Source organism: Candidatus Microbacterium colombiense, assembly GCA_029203165.1.
GTDB lineage: Bacteria > Actinomycetota > Actinomycetes > Actinomycetales > Microbacteriaceae > Microbacterium > Microbacterium colombiense.
On sequence record CP119308.1, the window covers coordinates 2,504,402 to 2,520,737 of the forward strand.

13 protein-coding genes and 3 pseudogenes are annotated in these 16,336 nt (G+C 67.0%); 2 read left to right on the forward strand and 14 right to left on the reverse strand.

Translation table 11 applies throughout. The features are described 5' to 3' along the window. Positions 1 to 3: 3 nt before the first annotated feature. The 4 genes from P0Y60_12145 to P0Y60_12160 are packed head-to-tail and all read right to left on the reverse strand — an operon-like array spanning position 4 to position 4,722. Entirely contained in the window at positions 4 to 903 is a 900-nt protein-coding gene (locus P0Y60_12145) for an ABC transporter permease (protein ID WEK60086.1), read from the reverse strand. Next, on the reverse strand, positions 900 to 1,862 hold the full coding sequence (locus tag P0Y60_12150) for an ABC transporter permease (GenBank protein ID WEK60087.1): 963 nt from the start codon (positions 1,860 to 1,862) through the stop codon (positions 900 to 902). The genes P0Y60_12145 and P0Y60_12150 overlap by 4 nt, the downstream gene beginning before the upstream one ends. 32 nt (positions 1,863 to 1,894) lie before the next feature. Next, positions 1,895 to 3,514, reverse strand: a complete 1,620-nt coding sequence (locus tag P0Y60_12155) for an ABC transporter substrate-binding protein (protein ID WEK60088.1) — start codon at positions 3,512 to 3,514, stop codon at positions 1,895 to 1,897. Continuing rightward, positions 3,514 to 4,722, reverse strand: a complete 1,209-nt coding sequence (locus tag P0Y60_12160; protein WEK60089.1) for a membrane dipeptidase — start codon at positions 4,720 to 4,722, stop codon at positions 3,514 to 3,516. Before P0Y60_12160 ends, P0Y60_12155 begins: the two co-directional genes overlap by 1 nt. Positions 4,723 to 4,890: 168 nt before the next feature. On the opposite strand from P0Y60_12160, the gene P0Y60_12165 reads away from it, so the two are divergent. Next, on the forward strand, positions 4,891 to 6,546 hold the full coding sequence (locus P0Y60_12165; protein WEK60090.1) for an ABC transporter ATP-binding protein: 1,656 nt from the start codon (positions 4,891 to 4,893) through the stop codon (positions 6,544 to 6,546). A gap of 79 nt (positions 6,547 to 6,625) precedes the next feature. Here the strand turns inward: P0Y60_12165 and rsfS are convergent, their stop codons facing one another. The 9 genes and pseudogenes from rsfS to rplU all read right to left on the reverse strand — a co-directional run bounded on the left by rsfS (position 6,626) and on the right by rplU (position 13,358). After that, a complete protein-coding gene (rsfS, locus tag P0Y60_12170) occupies positions 6,626 to 7,006 on the reverse strand; it encodes a ribosome silencing factor (protein WEK60091.1) in 381 nt (126 codons plus the stop codon). Then, the gene (locus tag P0Y60_12175; GenBank protein WEK60092.1) at positions 7,006 to 8,202 is read right to left on the reverse strand and encodes a hypothetical protein; all 1,197 of its coding nucleotides are present in this window, start codon (positions 8,200 to 8,202) and stop codon (positions 7,006 to 7,008) included. The genes rsfS and P0Y60_12175 overlap by 1 nt, the downstream gene beginning before the upstream one ends. Beyond that, positions 8,199 to 8,800, reverse strand: a pseudogene (gene nadD / locus P0Y60_12180) (nicotinate-nucleotide adenylyltransferase). Before nadD ends, P0Y60_12175 begins: the two are co-directional and overlap by 4 nt. Positions 8,801 to 8,806: 6 nt before the next feature. Beyond that, the gene (locus P0Y60_12185; protein WEK60093.1) at positions 8,807 to 9,031 is read right to left on the reverse strand and encodes a hypothetical protein; all 225 of its coding nucleotides are present in this window, start codon (positions 9,029 to 9,031) and stop codon (positions 8,807 to 8,809) included. A 51-nt stretch (positions 9,032 to 9,082) separates the two neighbouring features. Next, positions 9,083 to 10,333 (reverse strand): annotated as a pseudogene (locus P0Y60_12190) (glutamate-5-semialdehyde dehydrogenase). 70 nt (positions 10,334 to 10,403) lie between these two features. Next, a pseudogene (gene proB / locus P0Y60_12195) lies at positions 10,404 to 11,179 on the reverse strand (glutamate 5-kinase). Next, on the reverse strand, positions 11,176 to 12,672 hold the full coding sequence (gene obgE / locus P0Y60_12200) for a GTPase ObgE (GenBank protein ID WEK60094.1): 1,497 nt from the start codon (positions 12,670 to 12,672) through the stop codon (positions 11,176 to 11,178). Before obgE ends, proB begins: the two are co-directional and overlap by 4 nt. A 101-nt stretch (positions 12,673 to 12,773) precedes the next feature. Next, a complete protein-coding gene (gene rpmA / locus P0Y60_12205) occupies positions 12,774 to 13,031 on the reverse strand; it encodes a 50S ribosomal protein L27 (GenBank protein ID WEK60095.1) in 258 nt (85 codons plus the stop codon). A gap of 18 nt (positions 13,032 to 13,049) precedes the next feature. Next, the gene (rplU, locus tag P0Y60_12210; protein WEK60096.1) at positions 13,050 to 13,358 is read right to left on the reverse strand and encodes a 50S ribosomal protein L21; all 309 of its coding nucleotides are present in this window, start codon (positions 13,356 to 13,358) and stop codon (positions 13,050 to 13,052) included. A 211-nt stretch (positions 13,359 to 13,569) separates the two neighbouring features. On the opposite strand from rplU, the gene P0Y60_12215 reads away from it, so the two are divergent. Then, entirely contained in the window at positions 13,570 to 13,836 is a 267-nt protein-coding gene (locus tag P0Y60_12215; protein ID WEK60097.1) for a DUF4031 domain-containing protein, read from the forward strand. Here the strand turns inward: P0Y60_12215 and P0Y60_12220 are convergent. Continuing rightward, a complete protein-coding gene (locus tag P0Y60_12220) occupies positions 13,801 to 16,215 on the reverse strand; it encodes an Rne/Rng family ribonuclease (protein WEK60098.1) in 2,415 nt (804 codons plus the stop codon). The genes P0Y60_12215 and P0Y60_12220 overlap by 36 nt on opposite strands. Positions 16,216 to 16,336 lie beyond the last annotated feature (121 nt).

Here is a 16,336-nt window from a genome sequence, read left to right on the forward strand (position 1 = left end):
CTCCTATCGGGCGAGATGGCGCGGATTGCGCGCGTCGTTGTAGGCGATCGACAGGAGGGTCGCGGACAGCACGAGGATCAGGATCGCGATCGACGGGAACAGGGTCAGCCACCAGGCGCTCACCATCGCACCGGCCTGCTGCGCCTCGTAGAGGATGCGTCCCCACGACCAGGTCGTCGGATCGCCGAGCCCCAGGAACGCAAGCCCGGCGGCCGACAGCACAGCCCTCGACGCCGTCACCACCACCGAGACCACGACCACCGGGGTGACCGCGGGAAGCACGTGCCGCGTGATGATCCACACCGGGGAGGTCGTCATGAGCCGTGACGCGTCGACATAGGGCAGACCGACGACCGTGAGAGCCTGCGAACGCACGAGCCTGGTCACCTCGGGCCAGGAGAACGCCGCGACCACGAAGATGATCGTCGATGTGCTCGGACCGACGAGAGCCGCGATCAGGATCATCAGCGGCAGCACCGGCAGCGACAACGTCATGTCGACGATCACGCTGATGACGCTGTCGAGTCGGCGGAAGTAGGCGCCGACCACCGCGATGAACGTGCCGAAGATGATCGCGATCACCGAGGCGGCCACGGCCACGAGCACGCTCTGCTGGGTGCCCCAGATGACCTCGGCGAACACGTCACGACCGAGCGCGTCGGTGCCGAACCAGTGGTCCCCGCTCGGCGGTCGCAGCACGTCGGGCCCGTAGCTCGCCGGGTACGGCGCGATCAGCGGCGCGGCGAGCGCGATGATGACCAGGAGGATCAGAAGCCCGAGGGAGATCATGCCCAGCGGGTCACGGCGGAACGCACGCCACGTGTGCGCGCTGGCACGTTCACTTCCTGACGCGGTGGGTTCGCTCGGCACCAGAGGCACGGAGGAGGGCAGCGGAGCGGTCATGATGTCTTCACTCTCGGGTCCAGGTAGCCGTAGATGATGTCGGTGATCGTGTTGGCCACGACCACGGTGGTGGCGAGCATCAGGAAGGCCCCTTGCAGTACGGGGAAGTCGAGTTGGGTGACCGCTTCATAGATGCCGCGTCCGATCCCGGGATAGGCGAATACGGTCTCGGTGAGCACCGCTCCCCCGACGAGGAAGCCCAACTGCAGACCGATCAGGGTCGTCGTCGGCAGCAGCGCATTGCGCAGGGCGTGCTTCCAGAGGATCCGGCGACCGCGCAGGCCGTTCGCCTTGGCGAGCAGGATGTAGTCCTCGCCCAGGGTCTCGATGAGAGTCGATCGCATCGTGAGCACGTAGGAGCCGACCTGGATGAGCATGAGCGACACCGCCGGCAGCACGAGATGCTGCGCCACGCTCAGATACCACTCGATCCCGTAGGTGTTGTTCGTGTACGCACCGCCGATCGGGAACCATCCCAGGTTCAGGCCGAAGACGAAGAGCAGCAGGATCGCCACGCTCGGCACGAACAGCGACTGTCCCGTCACCCCGACGATCTGCACGGCCCGGTCGACGAAGCGCCCCTTGTGGGAGGCCGCGGCGACGCCGAGCGGGATGCCGATCGCGATCGTCAGCACCAGTGCGGTCATCGTGAGCAGGAGTGTCCAGGGCAGCCGCTGCAGGAGGACATCGAGAACGGGTATCGACTGGGTGAACGAGATCCCCAGGTTCCCCTGCAGCAGCTGCCACATGTACAGGCCGTATTGGACCACCAGGGGTTGGTCCAGCCCGTACTGCACGAGGATGGTCGCCCGGATGTCCTCCGTCATGTTCGGGCTAGCCAGCGCCAGGGCCGGGTCACCGGGAAGCAGCCGCAGGAGCAGGAACGTCACGGTCACGGCGAACCAGATCGTGAGCAGCCCTCTACCTGCGCGACGGAGAATGAACGATGCTCGGGACACCCGGGCGACCTTCCTCGAAATGGGGGTGGTTGTTACTCGACCGGGTGCGCGCTCGCGAGCGAGAGCGGGTTCACGATCGAGAGCAGCTCGCTCGGCTTGGAGATGAAGCCGGCCCATTCGTCGCTGGCGGCGAAGAACAGATTCTGCGTGTACATGATGTTGTCGTAGACCTGCTCGTGCACGATCTTGTTCGCCTCGCGCATGATCGAGACCTTCTCGTCCTCATCGAAGGTGACCATGCCCTCTTCGATCAGAGCGTTCAGATCCGCGTCATCCACGTGCGTGTAGTTGATCGCACCGCCCGGCAGGTACGACAGGGCGAAGTTCGTCACCGGATCGTCCATGATGGCGAAGTTGCCCGCATAGATGTCGTAATCGCCCTCGCTGGTCATCGACAGATACGTGTTGCGTTCCGTGCCCTGCAGCTCGACCGTGATGCCCGCTTCGGCCGCACTGTCCTTGACCATCTGCGCCCACTGACTCGTCACGCTGTCCTGCAGCGAGTAGATCAGTCGGAACGACAAGGGGAACTTGCCGTCGCCGTCTGCGGTGTACCCGGCATCCTCCAGGAGCGAGCGCGACTTCTCGGGATCGAAGTCGTACTCGGAGACGGAGTCGTCGTAGTACTTCGCGAGTACCGGCATGAGTGCGCTCGACCCCGTCGACACCGCCTGCCCCTGCAGCACGACCGTGCGGATCGCGTCGTAGTCCACCGCGTGGGCGAGAGCCTGACGCACCTCGGTCTTCGCGAGGTCCGGCTTGTCCATGTTGTAGACGAGATGCGCGTATCCCAGCCCCGGAGCCTCGATCACCTGCAGGCCGTCGGTGCTGCTGAGCTGCTCGACCTGTGCCGGCGGCAGCGCGTTCGCGATCACGTCGATCTCGCCGCTCTGCAGCGCGAGGATCTCGGTGTTGACGTCGGGATACACACGGTAGACGACCTCGGCGGGGCCGGGCACTCCGCCGTCGACCAGCGGGTAGTCCTCGACGCGCTCGAGCGTGTAGTGCTGACCGACCTGGAAGTCGCTCATGATGAACGGCCCCATGCCCACCCAGCCGCCGTCGCTGCCGTCGTTCGCGAACTCCGCGATCGATCCCTGCGGGTCGAACACGTGCTTCGGCACCACGACGCCCCAGAACCCGATCTCCTCGATGATCGACGAGTCCGGCTGCGTGAGCGTGAGCTCCACACGGGTGTCCGACACGGCGGTGGCCGTGTCGAGGTTGCCCAGCTGGCCGTAGAACGTGCCGGGTGCCTGATCGCGCTTGACCGCGTTCAGGGTCCAGGCGACATCCTCGGCGGTCAACGGCTCCCCGTCGCTCCAGGTCAGGTCGTCGCGGATCTCGTAGAACCCCGTGGTGTCGTCCACGTAGCCCCAGTCGGTGGCCACGTGGGCCTCCTTGGTGCCGTCCTCGCTGATGCTCAGCAGATGCGGATACATCAGGTTGGTGATCCACGAGTCGGTGCGACTGTTGCCGAGCACCGGGTTGAAGTTGACCACGTCGGTCGTCGTGCCGATGCTGAGCGTCTCATCGCTCGGCCCGGTACCGCCGGAGGACTCCCCCTGCTCCGGCGCGGTCGGCGCGCAGGCGGCGAGACCGACGGCGAGAGCCGCGGCCGCGCCGAGCGCGAGGTACTTGCTGTGCTTCATCAGACCCAAACCTCCTCGAGTACGCGCATGGTGTTGCCACCGACGACGGCGCGAATCTCGTCGTCGGAGTAGTCGTGCTTCACAAGCCAACCGATGATGTTGTAGAAGGCCTCGGCCGGGTTCTCGATGCCGTCGACATACGGCTGCTTCTCGTATTCGACATTGGCATGCGCCTGACCGAGCGACAGGTTCGATGAGAACGCATCGTGAAGGCCGACGTGATCGCCGAACAGGGTGTCGGGGCCGAAGCTCACGTGCTCGAGACCCACCAAGTCGACACAGTACTGGAAGTGATCCATCACGGATTCCAGCGAGTGCTTCGGATGCTGCGGCGAGATCGTCGTGTGCGGGGCGGCCTCGATGCCGATCACACCGCCGCGCTTCGCGCACTGGATGATCGTCTCGTCCGTCTTCATCCGATTGGTCGGCCACAGGCCCCGCGCACCGGCGTGCGTGATGAACACCGGCACCTTCGAATGGGCGATCACGTCGAGACACGTCTGGTCACCGGAATGCGAGATATCGATCGCGATGCCGAGCTTGTTCATACGCTCGACCGCGCGCTCGCCGAAGTACGTCAGACCACCGTCTCCGCGCTCCTTGAGGCCGCCGCCGAGCATGTTCGCCTCCGAGTAGGCGATGCCCATCTGACGCACGCCGAAGCCGTAGAGCACGTCGAGACGGTCGACCTCGTTCTCGATCATCGTCGACGCCTCGAGCGCGAAGATGTGCGCGACTCGACCGGTCTCGGCCGCGTGGCGGATGTCCTTGATCGACTCGGCCTTGATCACGAAGTCCTGGTGCGCGAGGTCTGCCATCCTCACTCCGAGGTCGAACAGCACGTCCTGGTACTTCCACCCGGCATCGCTCGAGATGCAGCAGGTGCCGTCCATGCCGTTGTCGAAGACGGCGGTCAGACCCGAACGGGCGAGACCCTGGTAGCCGGTGGGTTCGCGGCCCTGACGGATGTGGTCGCGCAGCTCTCCCATGTCCTCGGGGAACACCTGTACGTGCTCGTGCAGAGAGATCACGGTCTCCTCACGCAGCAGGCGCTCGGTGCGCTCCTTCTGCGTGTCGCTGAGGTCGAGTCCCTCGTAGGCGGGCACGCGGCCGATCTGCTTGGCGTATCGGAACTCGCGGTAGTCCTTGCCTGCCTCGAGGTAGTCGTATGCGGTGTAGCCGGTGTAGCGGTCAGCTTTTTCGAGCACGGATGCGCTCCTTCGGTTCGATGATGCGGGTGCGACTCCCGAGATCGACGGGAGATTTCCTCGAATCTCGATGATTTCGGCGCAAATGTCAACCTTGTTGAAGAAATTCGGCTGAGATGTTTCCTGTTCGAAACAATTCAGAGGCAAGATACTGGCATGATGGCATCCATGGAGAACACGTCCGCACCGGAGCATGAGATCGTCCTCGACGTCCACGGGCTCACCGTGACACTGTCCGGTGACGGCCGCCGCAACCGCGTCGTCGACGGGATCGACCTGACCGTGCACCGCGGCGAAGTCTTCGCGTTGCTGGGAGAGTCCGGCTCGGGAAAGTCGATGACCGCGCGAGCGATCATGGGGCTGATCGACTCGGGCGACGTCGAAGCATCGACCATGACGCTCAACGGAACGGACCTGCTCACCCTCAATCCCGAGGAGCATCGCCGCCTGCGCGGTGTGCAGGTGAGCCTCGTGATGCAGGACGCACTGTCGGCGTTGAACCCGGTTCTCAGCATCGGGGATCAGATCATCGATCTCATCCGAGCGCATCGCCCAACGACCAAGAGGGATGCGGAGAAGCGCGCTGTCGAGCTGCTCGCCCTTGTGGGCATCCCGAATCCCCCGCAGCGCGTGCACGACTACGCTCACCAGTTCTCGGGCGGGCAACGGCAGCGCATCCTCATCGCCATGGCGATCGCACTGGAGCCCGACCTCATCATCGCCGACGAGCCCACCACCGCTCTCGACGTCACTGTGCAGGCGCAGATCCTCGACCTGCTGCTCTCGCTCCGAGACCGACTGGGCATGGGCATCCTGCTCATCACTCACGACCTCGGCGTCGTGATGGAGGTCGCCGATCAGGTGGCGGTGATGCGATCGGGGCGGATCGTCGAGGCGGGAAGCGCCGACACCGTGCTCACGTCTCCCCAGCACCCCTACACGCGGCAGCTGCTGCACTCCCTGCCGCGTGATGTGAGCGCCGCAGCCGAGGCCGACGGCTCCCCTCCGATCCTGGAGGCGCGAGGGCTGCAGCGCACGTTCCGCTCGGGCAGCGGGAGGCGCGCGCATCGCGTGACCGCGGTCGCCGGAGTGGACGTCCAGCTTCGCAGCGGAGAGATCCTCGCCATCGTCGGTGAGTCCGGGAGCGGGAAGTCCACGCTCGCCCGCATGCTGGTCGGCCTCGATTCGCCCGACGCCGGCGCGCTGAGTTACCGCGATCAGGACGTGACGAAGGGTCGGCTCCGCGATCGCAAGATACTTCGCCGCGGCGTGCAGATGGTGTTCCAGGACCCGTACATGTCTCTGAACCCTCGGATGACGGTGCAGCAGATCATCGCGGAGCCGCTCGCAGCCAACCGCTCAGGAACGCCCGCAAGCCGTCGCGAACGCGTCTCCGAGCTTCTGGAACTCGTCGGGCTGACACCGGAGATGGGATCCCGGTTCCCCCATCAGTTCTCGGGCGGACAGCGTCAGCGCATCGGGATCGCTCGCGCGCTCGCGCTGCATCCCGACGTGCTGGTGTGCGACGAGCCGGTCTCGGCGCTGGACGTCTCGATCCGCGCGCAGATCATCGACCTGCTGTGCGATCTGCGCGAGCGTCTCGGCATGTCGATCGTGTTCATCGCGCACGACCTGTCCTTGGTGCGCCACATCGCCGATCGCGTCGCCGTGATGTACCTCGGCGACATGGTCGAGATCGGCGACACGGAAGACGTCTACCTGCGTCCGACGCATCCCTACACGCGCTCGCTGCTGTCGGCCATCCCCCCGCAGACCCGCGCCGATCGCGGCATGCTCCAGCGACGAACGGCCCTCAGCGCCTGACCTCGGATCGGCACACGCCTCCCGGGACAGAACAGCCCCACCGGAAGACCGGTGGGGCTGTTCGCAGATCGAGCGGGTGTCACTCCCCCGCGGGGGCGGACTCCGCGACCTCGATCGGAACGACGGGGCAGTCCTTCCACAGGCGCTCGAGACCGTAGTAGACGCGCTCCTCCTGGTGGAAGACGTGAACGATGAGGTCGCCGAAGTCGAGCAGCACCCAGCGCGCCTCGGCACGACCCTCGCGGCGCACGCGCTTGTGGCCGGACTCGATGAGGCGGTCTTCGATCTCGTCGGCGATCGCGGCGACGTTGCGCTCGCTGTTACCGGTGACGAGGAGGAAGATGTCGACGAGCGGAAGCGGCTCGGAGACGTTCAGTGCGACGAGGTCCTCACCGCCCTTCGAGATGGCGGCTTCCGCGGCGAGCCGCAGCATTTCTTCGGCAGTTTCAGGTGATTGCATCAGATCAGTTTCGTGGTGAAGGCGAAGATCAGCACGACGCCCAGCGCCAAGGCCAGACCGCCTGCCGTGATCGCCAGGGTGAGCATGAGCTTGTTGCCCTTGTCGGGCGCCGGAGGGCGGATGACCTCGCCCGCGGGCTTGATGGTGCTCACCGCGGAACTCGCGGCGATGGGTGTGGGCGACGAGGCGGGAGGCAGCTCGCCGTCGATCAGAACCGCGTCCACCTCCTTGCCGTCCGCCAGCCCGTGAGCGTGTCCCTGCGAGCCGATGCCCTGAGGCAGCTCGTAGGAACCGGTCACCAGGATCTCACCGGTCGATGCGACGGGCCCCGAGAGGGAACCCTCGCCCGGCGACGGGGTGAAGATGAGAGCGCTCGGGGCGATGTGCTGCGAGCCGGTGGAATCACCGACGGAGAGCAATTCGTCGAACGACGGGGTGAAGGGCTTCGAAGCCTCCGACGTGTCTGCCAGCAGCCCTTCCCCGAAAGCGGAGCTGACGGTCGGGCGCTCGTCGTGCACCAGCGCGTCGGCGTCATCGACGTCGTCAGGATCGACCTCGTCATCCAGCCCGAGGGCGGCGACGTCGTCCTGCGCATCCTGTTCGCTGTCGTCGAGGACCTCGAGGGGCACCTCGCCGGCGGAATCGACCGCGGCTGAGGCACTCACGGGCGATGCCGACACGACATCATCGACGCCTTCATCATCGTCATCCACGTCGACGGCGACCGGGCGGGCGAAATCAGGAACGGCGGAGACGATCGCGGGGCTCTGCGGCTCGACCGGCGCCTCGATCGGCTCGGGGGCGACGCTTTCCTCCGCGGCGGGCGCTTCGACGGCGGGTTCTTCCGCTGCAGGCTGTTCACCGGTCTCGGCGACCACCGACACGGAATCGGTGCGCACGCGCTCCTGCGCACGCGCCTGCCGGCGGGTCAGCGGCGCCGACTCCGAATCGGGCGAGGACTCGACCGAGGGGCTGGACGACGCGGGTTCGTCAGAAGCGGGCGCGTCGGCACCCGGCTCCTCGACGACCTCCGCCGGAGCGGGGCTGGGCAGCGGTGGCACGGGGGGAACGACGACGTCAGCCGCGGCCGCTGCTGCTTCTTCGGGGGTGATGACCGGCGTCGAGCCGGTCAGCCGGATCTCCCGCAGCTGCTTGCGCGTCAGCGGACCCTGCTCCTGCTGATCCGATGTACTCATGCCTTGCTCCGATACAGATGATGCTTCGCGATGTACTGAACGACCCCGTCGGGAACGAGGTACCAGACCGGTTGATCGTCGCGAACGCGTTCACGGCATGCCGTCGACGAGATCGACAGCGCCGGCACTTCCAACTGGCTGACGTTGTCGCTCGGGAGGCCGTCTGTGCTCAGGACATGACCTGGGCGGGAGACCGCGACGAAATGGGCCAGCTCCCACAACTCATCATGGTCCCTCCAACTGAGAATTTGCGCTACGGCGTCGGCGCCCGTGATGAAGAAGAGCTCGGCGTCGGCGCGGTCGCGCTTCAGTCGCGCAGCGTGTCGATCGTGTACGTCGGGCCTTCACGGTTGATGTCGACACGACTCACCGTGAACTGCGGATTGGATGCCGTGGCGATCACCGTCATCAGATACCGGTGCTCGCTGGGGGTGACGTCGCTCTTCTGCCACGGGTGACCGGTGGGGACGAACACCACCTCGTCGAGATCGAAGGAATGCGCGACCTCGCTGGCAGCGACCAGGTGCCCGTGGTGGATGGGGTCGAACGTACCGCCCATCACACCGATGCGCGGGGCGCGCGAGGTCGCTGTCTCCATGGGGGCCTAGTGCCCGTGTCCTGCCTCGTGGCCGTCCTTGCCGTGCCTCGCCGCCCAGGCGTCTGCCTTGGCGGAGTGACGGTTGGCGACGTTCTTGTACGACAACGTCACCAGCGCGAGGAAGGTGAACACGATCGCGGCGATGGCACCGAAGATGAGCGTCTCGAGCTGCACGTTTCCGTGGTGCTCGGTTTCTGCGGCGGCCATCGCGATCTGTGCGACGAGGTTCATCCTGACTCCGTTTCGTGACCGGGTGCGGTACAGCGCCCCCTAGTCTAGTCCTCAGCCGCGCGTCTGCCCTGATCCACGCGCCAGCCACTTGGTGCTCGTGAGCTCTGCCAGGCCCATCGGGCCGCGTGCGTGGAGCTTCTGCGTCGAGATCCCGACCTCGGCGCCGAAGCCGAACTCCGCGCCGTCGGTGAACCGCGTGGAAGCGTTCGCCATCACCACGGCGGAATCGACCTCCGCGAGGAAGCGCTCGATGTTGCGGGAGTCGGTCGTGATGATCGACTCGGTGTGCCCCGTGCTGTACTGCCGGATGTGATCGAGCGCCTCGTCGAGCGAGTCGACGACCTTGATCGCGATGTCGAGGCTCAGGTACTCGGTGGCCCAGTCCTCGTCCGTGGCGGGGATGACGTTGGAGACGAGGCCGGCGACCATGTCGTCACCGTGGATGGCCACGCCCTCGCTCTGCAGTGCGCTGGCGACGAGCGGGATCAGTCGGGCGCCGCCTGCCGGTGCACCAGGACGGTCTCGACGGCGTTGCACACGCTCGGGCGCTGCACCTTGGCGTTGACGACGATGTCGCGAGCCCAGTCGTCGCGGAGCGGTCTCGTCGAGCAGGATGTGCACGTTACCCGGCGCCGGTCTCGATCACGGGCACCGTCGACTCGGTCACGACCGTCTCGATCAGTCCCGCACTGCCGCGTGGAACGAGCACGTCGATGAAGCCACGACCGTGCATGAGCGCCTTCGCGCCCTCGCGACCGAAGTCGTCGACCGTCTGGATCGCCTCCGGCGTCGAGCCCCGCCGACTGCAGCGCTCCCGCATGACTGCGACGAGCACCGTGTTCGAGTCGCGGGCAGCGCTCCCGCCGCGCAGGACCACGGCGTTGCCCGAACGCAGCGCGAGGGCGGCGATGTCGACTGTCACGTTCGGGCGCGCCTCGTAGATCGCTCCCACGACACCGAAGGGCACGCGGACCTGCTCGAGGCGACACCGTTCGGCATGCGGTGCCGCCGACCACGCGTCCGACGGGGTCCGGGAGCGCGGCGACGCGCGCACGGCCGCGGCGAGGGCGCGCCACGCGCTTCTCATCGAGACGGAGTCGATCGATCAGCGAGTCCCCGATGCCCGTCCGCCCGGCCGCGCGCGACATCGCGCCCGTTGGCCTCGATGATCTCGCGGCGCCGTCGATCCAGGGCCGCGGCGATCGCTCGAGCACGCGCACCTTGTCGTCGCTCGTGAGCGCGCCGTCGCGCGAGAGGCTTCCTTCGCGCGCTCCAGCGCACCTGAGGGGTCTGGTCGGTCATCGGCCCAGTCTAGGGCGTGGCCACAGGGTGATCCCGGGTGTGACGCCGGCGGTGCCCTGAGGAGGCTCAGGCGCGGCGCGAACCAGGTGCCGATCTCCGCGCCGGAGAGCGCCTGATCACCAGATCGGCGCTCGTGACGAGCACTCCGATGCCGGAGGCCGCGCGAGGCGGCGGCCGAGACCTTGGTCGCCGCTCCCCCGGTGCCGACGCTGTTCACCACGGTCGCCCCGAACTCCAGCCCGCTGAGATCGGCGTCGGCCTCGACGATGTCGATCGGCTCGCGCACCGGGGTCGGTCGGCGGCTTCGTGTACAGCGATTCGATGTCGCTGAGGAGGACGAGGGCGTCGGCTTCGACGAGCTGGGCGACGAGTGCGCCGAGGCGGTCGTTGTCACCGAAGCGGATCTCCTGCGTGGCGACCGTGTCGTTCTCGTTCACGATCGGGAGGATGCGCAGTCCCAGGAGTCGTCTCCATCGCACGGCGGGCGTTGCTGCGCGAGGTGGGGTTCTCCAGGTCGCCCGTCGTCAGCAGCACCTGCCCGGCGACGATGTCGAAGGGGCGCAGCGCCTCCTGGTAGCGGTACACCAGGATGTTCTGCCCGACCGCCGCCGCCGCCTGCTGCGTGGCGAGGTCGGTGGGCCGGGCATCCAGACGGAGGAACGGGATGCCGGAGGCGATCGCTCCCGATGAGACGAGCACCACCTCGGTACCGCGGCCGTGCGCGGCTGCCAGAGCTTCGACGATCACCGGGATGCGCCACGACGACTCACCGCTGATCGACGACGAGCCGACCTTGACGACGATGCGCGCGGCCGTGGCGAGGTCAGCGCGCGATCGCGCCGTCACTCGCCTTCTTCGCGATAGGCGGCGAGACGCTGGGTCTCGACCTCCGCACGCGCCTCGGCCTTGGCATCCATGCGCTCGTAGTACTGCTCGCGGCGCTCGCTCGTCGTGCGTCGCGCGTTCGGGGCGAGACGCGGATCCGTGCCTCGAGGCGCGGTCATGAGCTCGGCGGCCGAGGTCATCGTCGGTTCCCAGTCGAAGACGATGCTGTCGCCCTCGCCGATCACGACGGTCGAGCCCTGCACGGCGCCGACGCGGAACAGCTCGTCTTCGACGCCGAGGCGCTCCAGACGATCGGCGAGATACCCGACGGCCTCTTCGTTCTGGAAGTCGGTCTGCTGCACCCAGCGCACCGGCTTCTCTCCGATGATGCGATACAGGTTGCCGTAGGTGCCGCCTTCGACGCGGATCGTGAATTCCTTCTTGGAGCCGCGGGGGCGGATGACGACGCGCTCCGGCACCTCGACGACCGTCTCTGCACGGTGCTTCTCGACGATCTCACCGAGAGCGAACGTCAGCGGACGCAGACCCTCGTGCGAGACGGTGGAGATCTCGAAGACACGGTATCCGCGCGCCTCGAGCTCGGGACGCACGAGTTCGGCGAGATCGCGCGCCTCGGGCACGTCGACCTTGTTCAGGGCGACGAGCTGCGGGCGCTCCAGGAGCGGCGTCTGCCCCTCCGGCACGTCATAGGCGGCGAGCTCGGCGAGGATCACGTCGAGATCGGAGATCGGGTCGCGACCGGGATCGAGCGTCGCGCAGTCCAGCACGTGCAGCAGTGCCGAGCAGCGCTCGACGTGGCGCAGGAACTCGAGCCCGAGACCGCGACCCTCACTGGCGCCCTCGACGAGTCCTGGTACGTCGGCGACCGTGTAACGGGACTCGCCGGCCTGTACGACGCCGAGGTTCGGGTGCAACGTGGTGAACGGGTAGTCGGCGATCTTCGGACGGGCGGCCGAGATGGCGCCGATCAGGCTCGACTTTCCGGCGGAAGGGTAACCGACCAGCGCGACATCAGCGACGGTCTTGAGTTCGAGGACGACATCACCCTCGTGCCCGGGAGTACCCAGGAGCGCGAAGCCGGGTGCCTTGCGCTTCGGAGATGAGAGCGCCGCATTTCCGAGACCTCCCTGACCGCCACCGGCGACGACGAAGCGCTCACCGGGCACGATCATGTCGATCAGTACCTGCCCATCGGGAGTCTTCACGACCGTGCCGACCGGCACCGGGAGCTCCCGGGTCTCGCCCATGAATCCCGCTCGGTGGTCACCCATGCCGGGCCCGCCGTTGCCCGCGGAGCGGTGCGGCGAGTGGTGGTACGAGAGCAGCGTGCCGGTCTGCGTGTCGGCGACGAGGACGACGTCGCCGCCGTCACCGCCGTTACCGCCGTCGGGGCCGCCGAGCGGCTTGAACTTCTCGCGGTGGACCGAGACACAGCCGTTCCCGCCCTTGCCGGCGCGCAGATGCAGCGTCACGGTGTCGACGAAGCTGACCATGTGTCGATCTCCTCAGATGTTCGGATCCGCCCGGGGGCAGATACACGGACGGGGCGAGCCGAAGCCCGCCCCGAACCGGATGATTGTGCGTCGCGCGGTGATTACTCGCCGGCTGCGACGATGTTGACGACCTTGCGGCCGCCCTTCGCGCCGAACTGGACCGCACCGGCGGCCAGAGCGAACAGCGTGTCGTCTCCGCCACGACCGACGTTGACGCCGGGGTGGAAGTGCGTGCCGCGCTGGCGGACGATGATCTCGCCGGCGAGGACCTGCTGGCCGCCGAAGCGCTTCACACCAAGTCGCTGTGCGTTGGAGTCACGACCGTTACGGGTTGAGCTCGCGCCCTTTTTATGTGCCATGTCCTGGTCTCCTCGGTCTTACTTGATGCCGGTGATCTTGACGCGCGTGAGCTCCTGGCGGTGGCCCTGACGCTTCTTGTAGCCGGTCTTGTTCTTGTACTTCTGGATGATGATCTTCGGTCCACGGAGGTTGCCGATGACCTCAGCCGTGACCTTGACCTTCGCGAGCTTGTCAGCGTCGGTGGTCACAGAGGCGCCATCGACGAGCAGCACGGCCGCGAGCTCGATGTTCTCGCCCTGGGCAGCCTTCACACGATCGAGCTGAACGATCGTGCCGACCTCGACCTTCTCCTGCCGCCCACCGGCGCGCACTACTGCGTAAACCACTTCATACCTGTTTCGTTGGGGAGCGAAGAGCTCCGAGAATCTCACGGGAAGACTGTTGCTTGCATGCACCGCGGGCGGCGGGTGCGAACGCAAGACTCTCCGCTCCGACCGACGAGGTCGAGGCGGCATACGCACCAAGGGACTACTTTACCGGATGAGCGAGCCACTCGCAAAGTGAGCCACGCGGTGTGTCCACCCATAGGCTGAACGGATGACCGTACTCGTCGACGAGCCGCAGTGGCCGGCTCATGGCCGACTCTGGGCGCACCTGGTGAGCGACCAGGACCTCGAGGAGCTGCACTCCTTCGCGCTGGCACATGATGTGCCGGCGCGGGCGTTCGACCTCGACCACTACGACGTGCCGGAGGAGATCATCCCCCGGCTCGTCGCGGGCGGTGCCGAGCATGTCGGCGGCAAGGAGCTGGTCCGCCGACTCATCGCGTCAGGACTGAGGATCCCCGCCCGAGACCGGCGCTGAGCTCTCCGGGTTCACCGACACCGGAGTGCCGGTGAGAGCGGCCGTGCTGACACGACGACGGCCGCGCCCCTGACCCGGGGCCTTGGGCTCCGGCAGCGCGTCGAGCACGGAATCGAGCAGCTGCTCGGCAGGGGACTTGGGCGCATTGCGGTCCGACCCGCGCTTCTTGCGCGCCTTCTTCGGACGCTCCGTCGCCGCCGGCGCCTCCACCACTTCGCTCACCGGCTCGGCGACCTCCGTGGCGGGAGTCTTGGTGGATGCCGCGATCTGCGCGAGCGCCGACTTCGCGCCCTCCGGGATGCTGTGGGTGACGTTGGCGGGAGGCGTGGTGTTCTGGTTCTGATTGCCGCCGTTACCGCCGCGCTGGCGACGTCCGCCCTGGTTGTTCCCGTTGCCGTTGCTGTTACCGCCGCTGTTGCCGTTGCCGTTCCCGTTCGAGCGGTGCTTGACTACGGGGTCGTGGTGCACGATCACGCCGCGACCTGCGCAGACCTCGCAGTTCTCGCTGAACGTCTCGAGCAGGCCGAGTCCGAGCTTCTTGCGGGTCATCTGCACGAGACCGAGCGAGGTGACCTCGGCGACCTGGTGCTTCGTGCGGTCGCGACTCAGGCATTCGATGAGACGGCGGAGCACGAGGTCACGGTTGGACTCGAGCACCATGTCGATGAAGTCGACGACGATGATGCCGCCGATGTCGCGCAGACGCAGCTGACGGACGATCTCCTCGGCCGCCTCCAGGTTGTTCTTGGTGACGGTCTCCTCGAGGTTTCCGCCGGAACCGACGAACTTCCCGGTGTTGACGTCGACGACCGTCATGGCCTCGGTGCGGTCGATCACGAGTGATCCACCCGAGGGCAGCCAGACCTTGCGATCCAGCGCCTTCTCGATCTGCTCCGTGATGCGGAAGGCGTCGAACGGGTCGATCTCGTCTTCGTAGGCCTCGACCCGCTCCAGCAGATCGGGGGCGACGCTCTCGAGGTACGCACGGATCGTGCCCTGCGCCTCCTCGCCCTGGATGAGCATCTTCGTGAAGTCCTCGTTGAAGACGTCGCGGACGATCTTGACCAGGAGGTCGGGTTCGGCGTGGAGCAGCGCGGGCGCCTGCTGGTTCTCGACCTGCTTCTGGATGTGCTCCCACTGCGTCGTGAGGCGCTGCACGTCGCGGGTGAGCTGGTCTTCCGTCGCGCCCTCGGCGGCGGTGCGGACGATCACGCCGGACGACTCCGGCAGCACCTCCTTGAGGATGCGCTTCAGGCGGGCACGCTCGTTGTCGGGGAGTTTGCGGCTGATGCCGTTCATCGACCCACCGGGCACGTACACGAGGTAACGGCCGGGCAGCGAGATCTGGCTCGTCAGACGAGCACCCTTGTGACCGACCGGGTCTTTGGTGACCTGCACGAGCACACGATCGCCCGGCTTGAGGGCGAGCTCGATGCGCCGCGGCTGGTTGCCGGTCTCGACGCCGTCCCAGTCGACCTCTCCGGAGTAGAGCACGGCGTTGCGGCCGCGCCCGATGTCGACGAACGCCGCTTCCATGCTGGGGAGCACGTTCTGCACCCGGCCGAGGTAGACGTTGCCGATGAGCGATGCGTCCTGGTTGCGTGCGACGTAGTGCTCGACGAGGACGCCGTCCTCCAGAACGCCGATCTGCGTGCGACCGTTCTTGGAGCGGACGACCATCATGCGGTCGACCGACTCGCGGCGGGCGAGGAACTCCGCCTCGGTCACGACCGGGCGACGACGACCGGCATCGCGTCCGTCGCGGCGACGCTGCTTCTTCGCCTCGAGGCGCGTGGAACCCTTGATCGCCTTGGGCTCGGTGATGTATTCGACGACGCGCTGGCGCTGACGCGGCTCCTCGCGGGGCTCATCTGCGTCGGACCCTCCGCGGCGACGGCGGCCGCGGCGAGCCGAGGTCGACTCCTCCTGCTGCTGCTCGCGCTCGGCGATGCGGTCGAAGATGCGCTCGCGCTCGGGGCGCGCAGGCAGCGGAATGAACTCGGGTGCGTAGAAGTGCAGCTGTGTGGAGACCTGCGAGACGAAGACCTCGGGCAGCAGGCCCAGCGACACGGCGGTCACCGGAGTGGGAGCCGACGGCTCGGGAGCCGGCGCGACCTCGACCGCTGCGGGTGCGTCTTCCGCTGCGGGAGCGTCCTCAGCGACGGGAGCATCCTCCGAAGCGGGAGCATCCTCCGAAGCGGGCGCCTCCTCCGAAGCGGGAGCATCCTCCGCTGGCGCCTCGTTCTCGGAGACCGCAGCGTCGACGCCGTCGGACTCGCTCAGCTCCTGAGCGGGAGCGGTGCTCTCCGTCAGTTGCTCCGCTGCGTCAGCCGCGGTGTCGAGGGTGGGAATGTTGGTGTCATTGTTCTCGTCGGCCATCTCTGGCTTGCTCCTCGCGCGGACAGTGGGTGCTCCGCGAAATCTCATGCGACACCCGTGGGTGTCGCGAACTCATTCGTTGTGCGACCGGCTCATGGCTCTGATCGCGTGGGGCATGGGG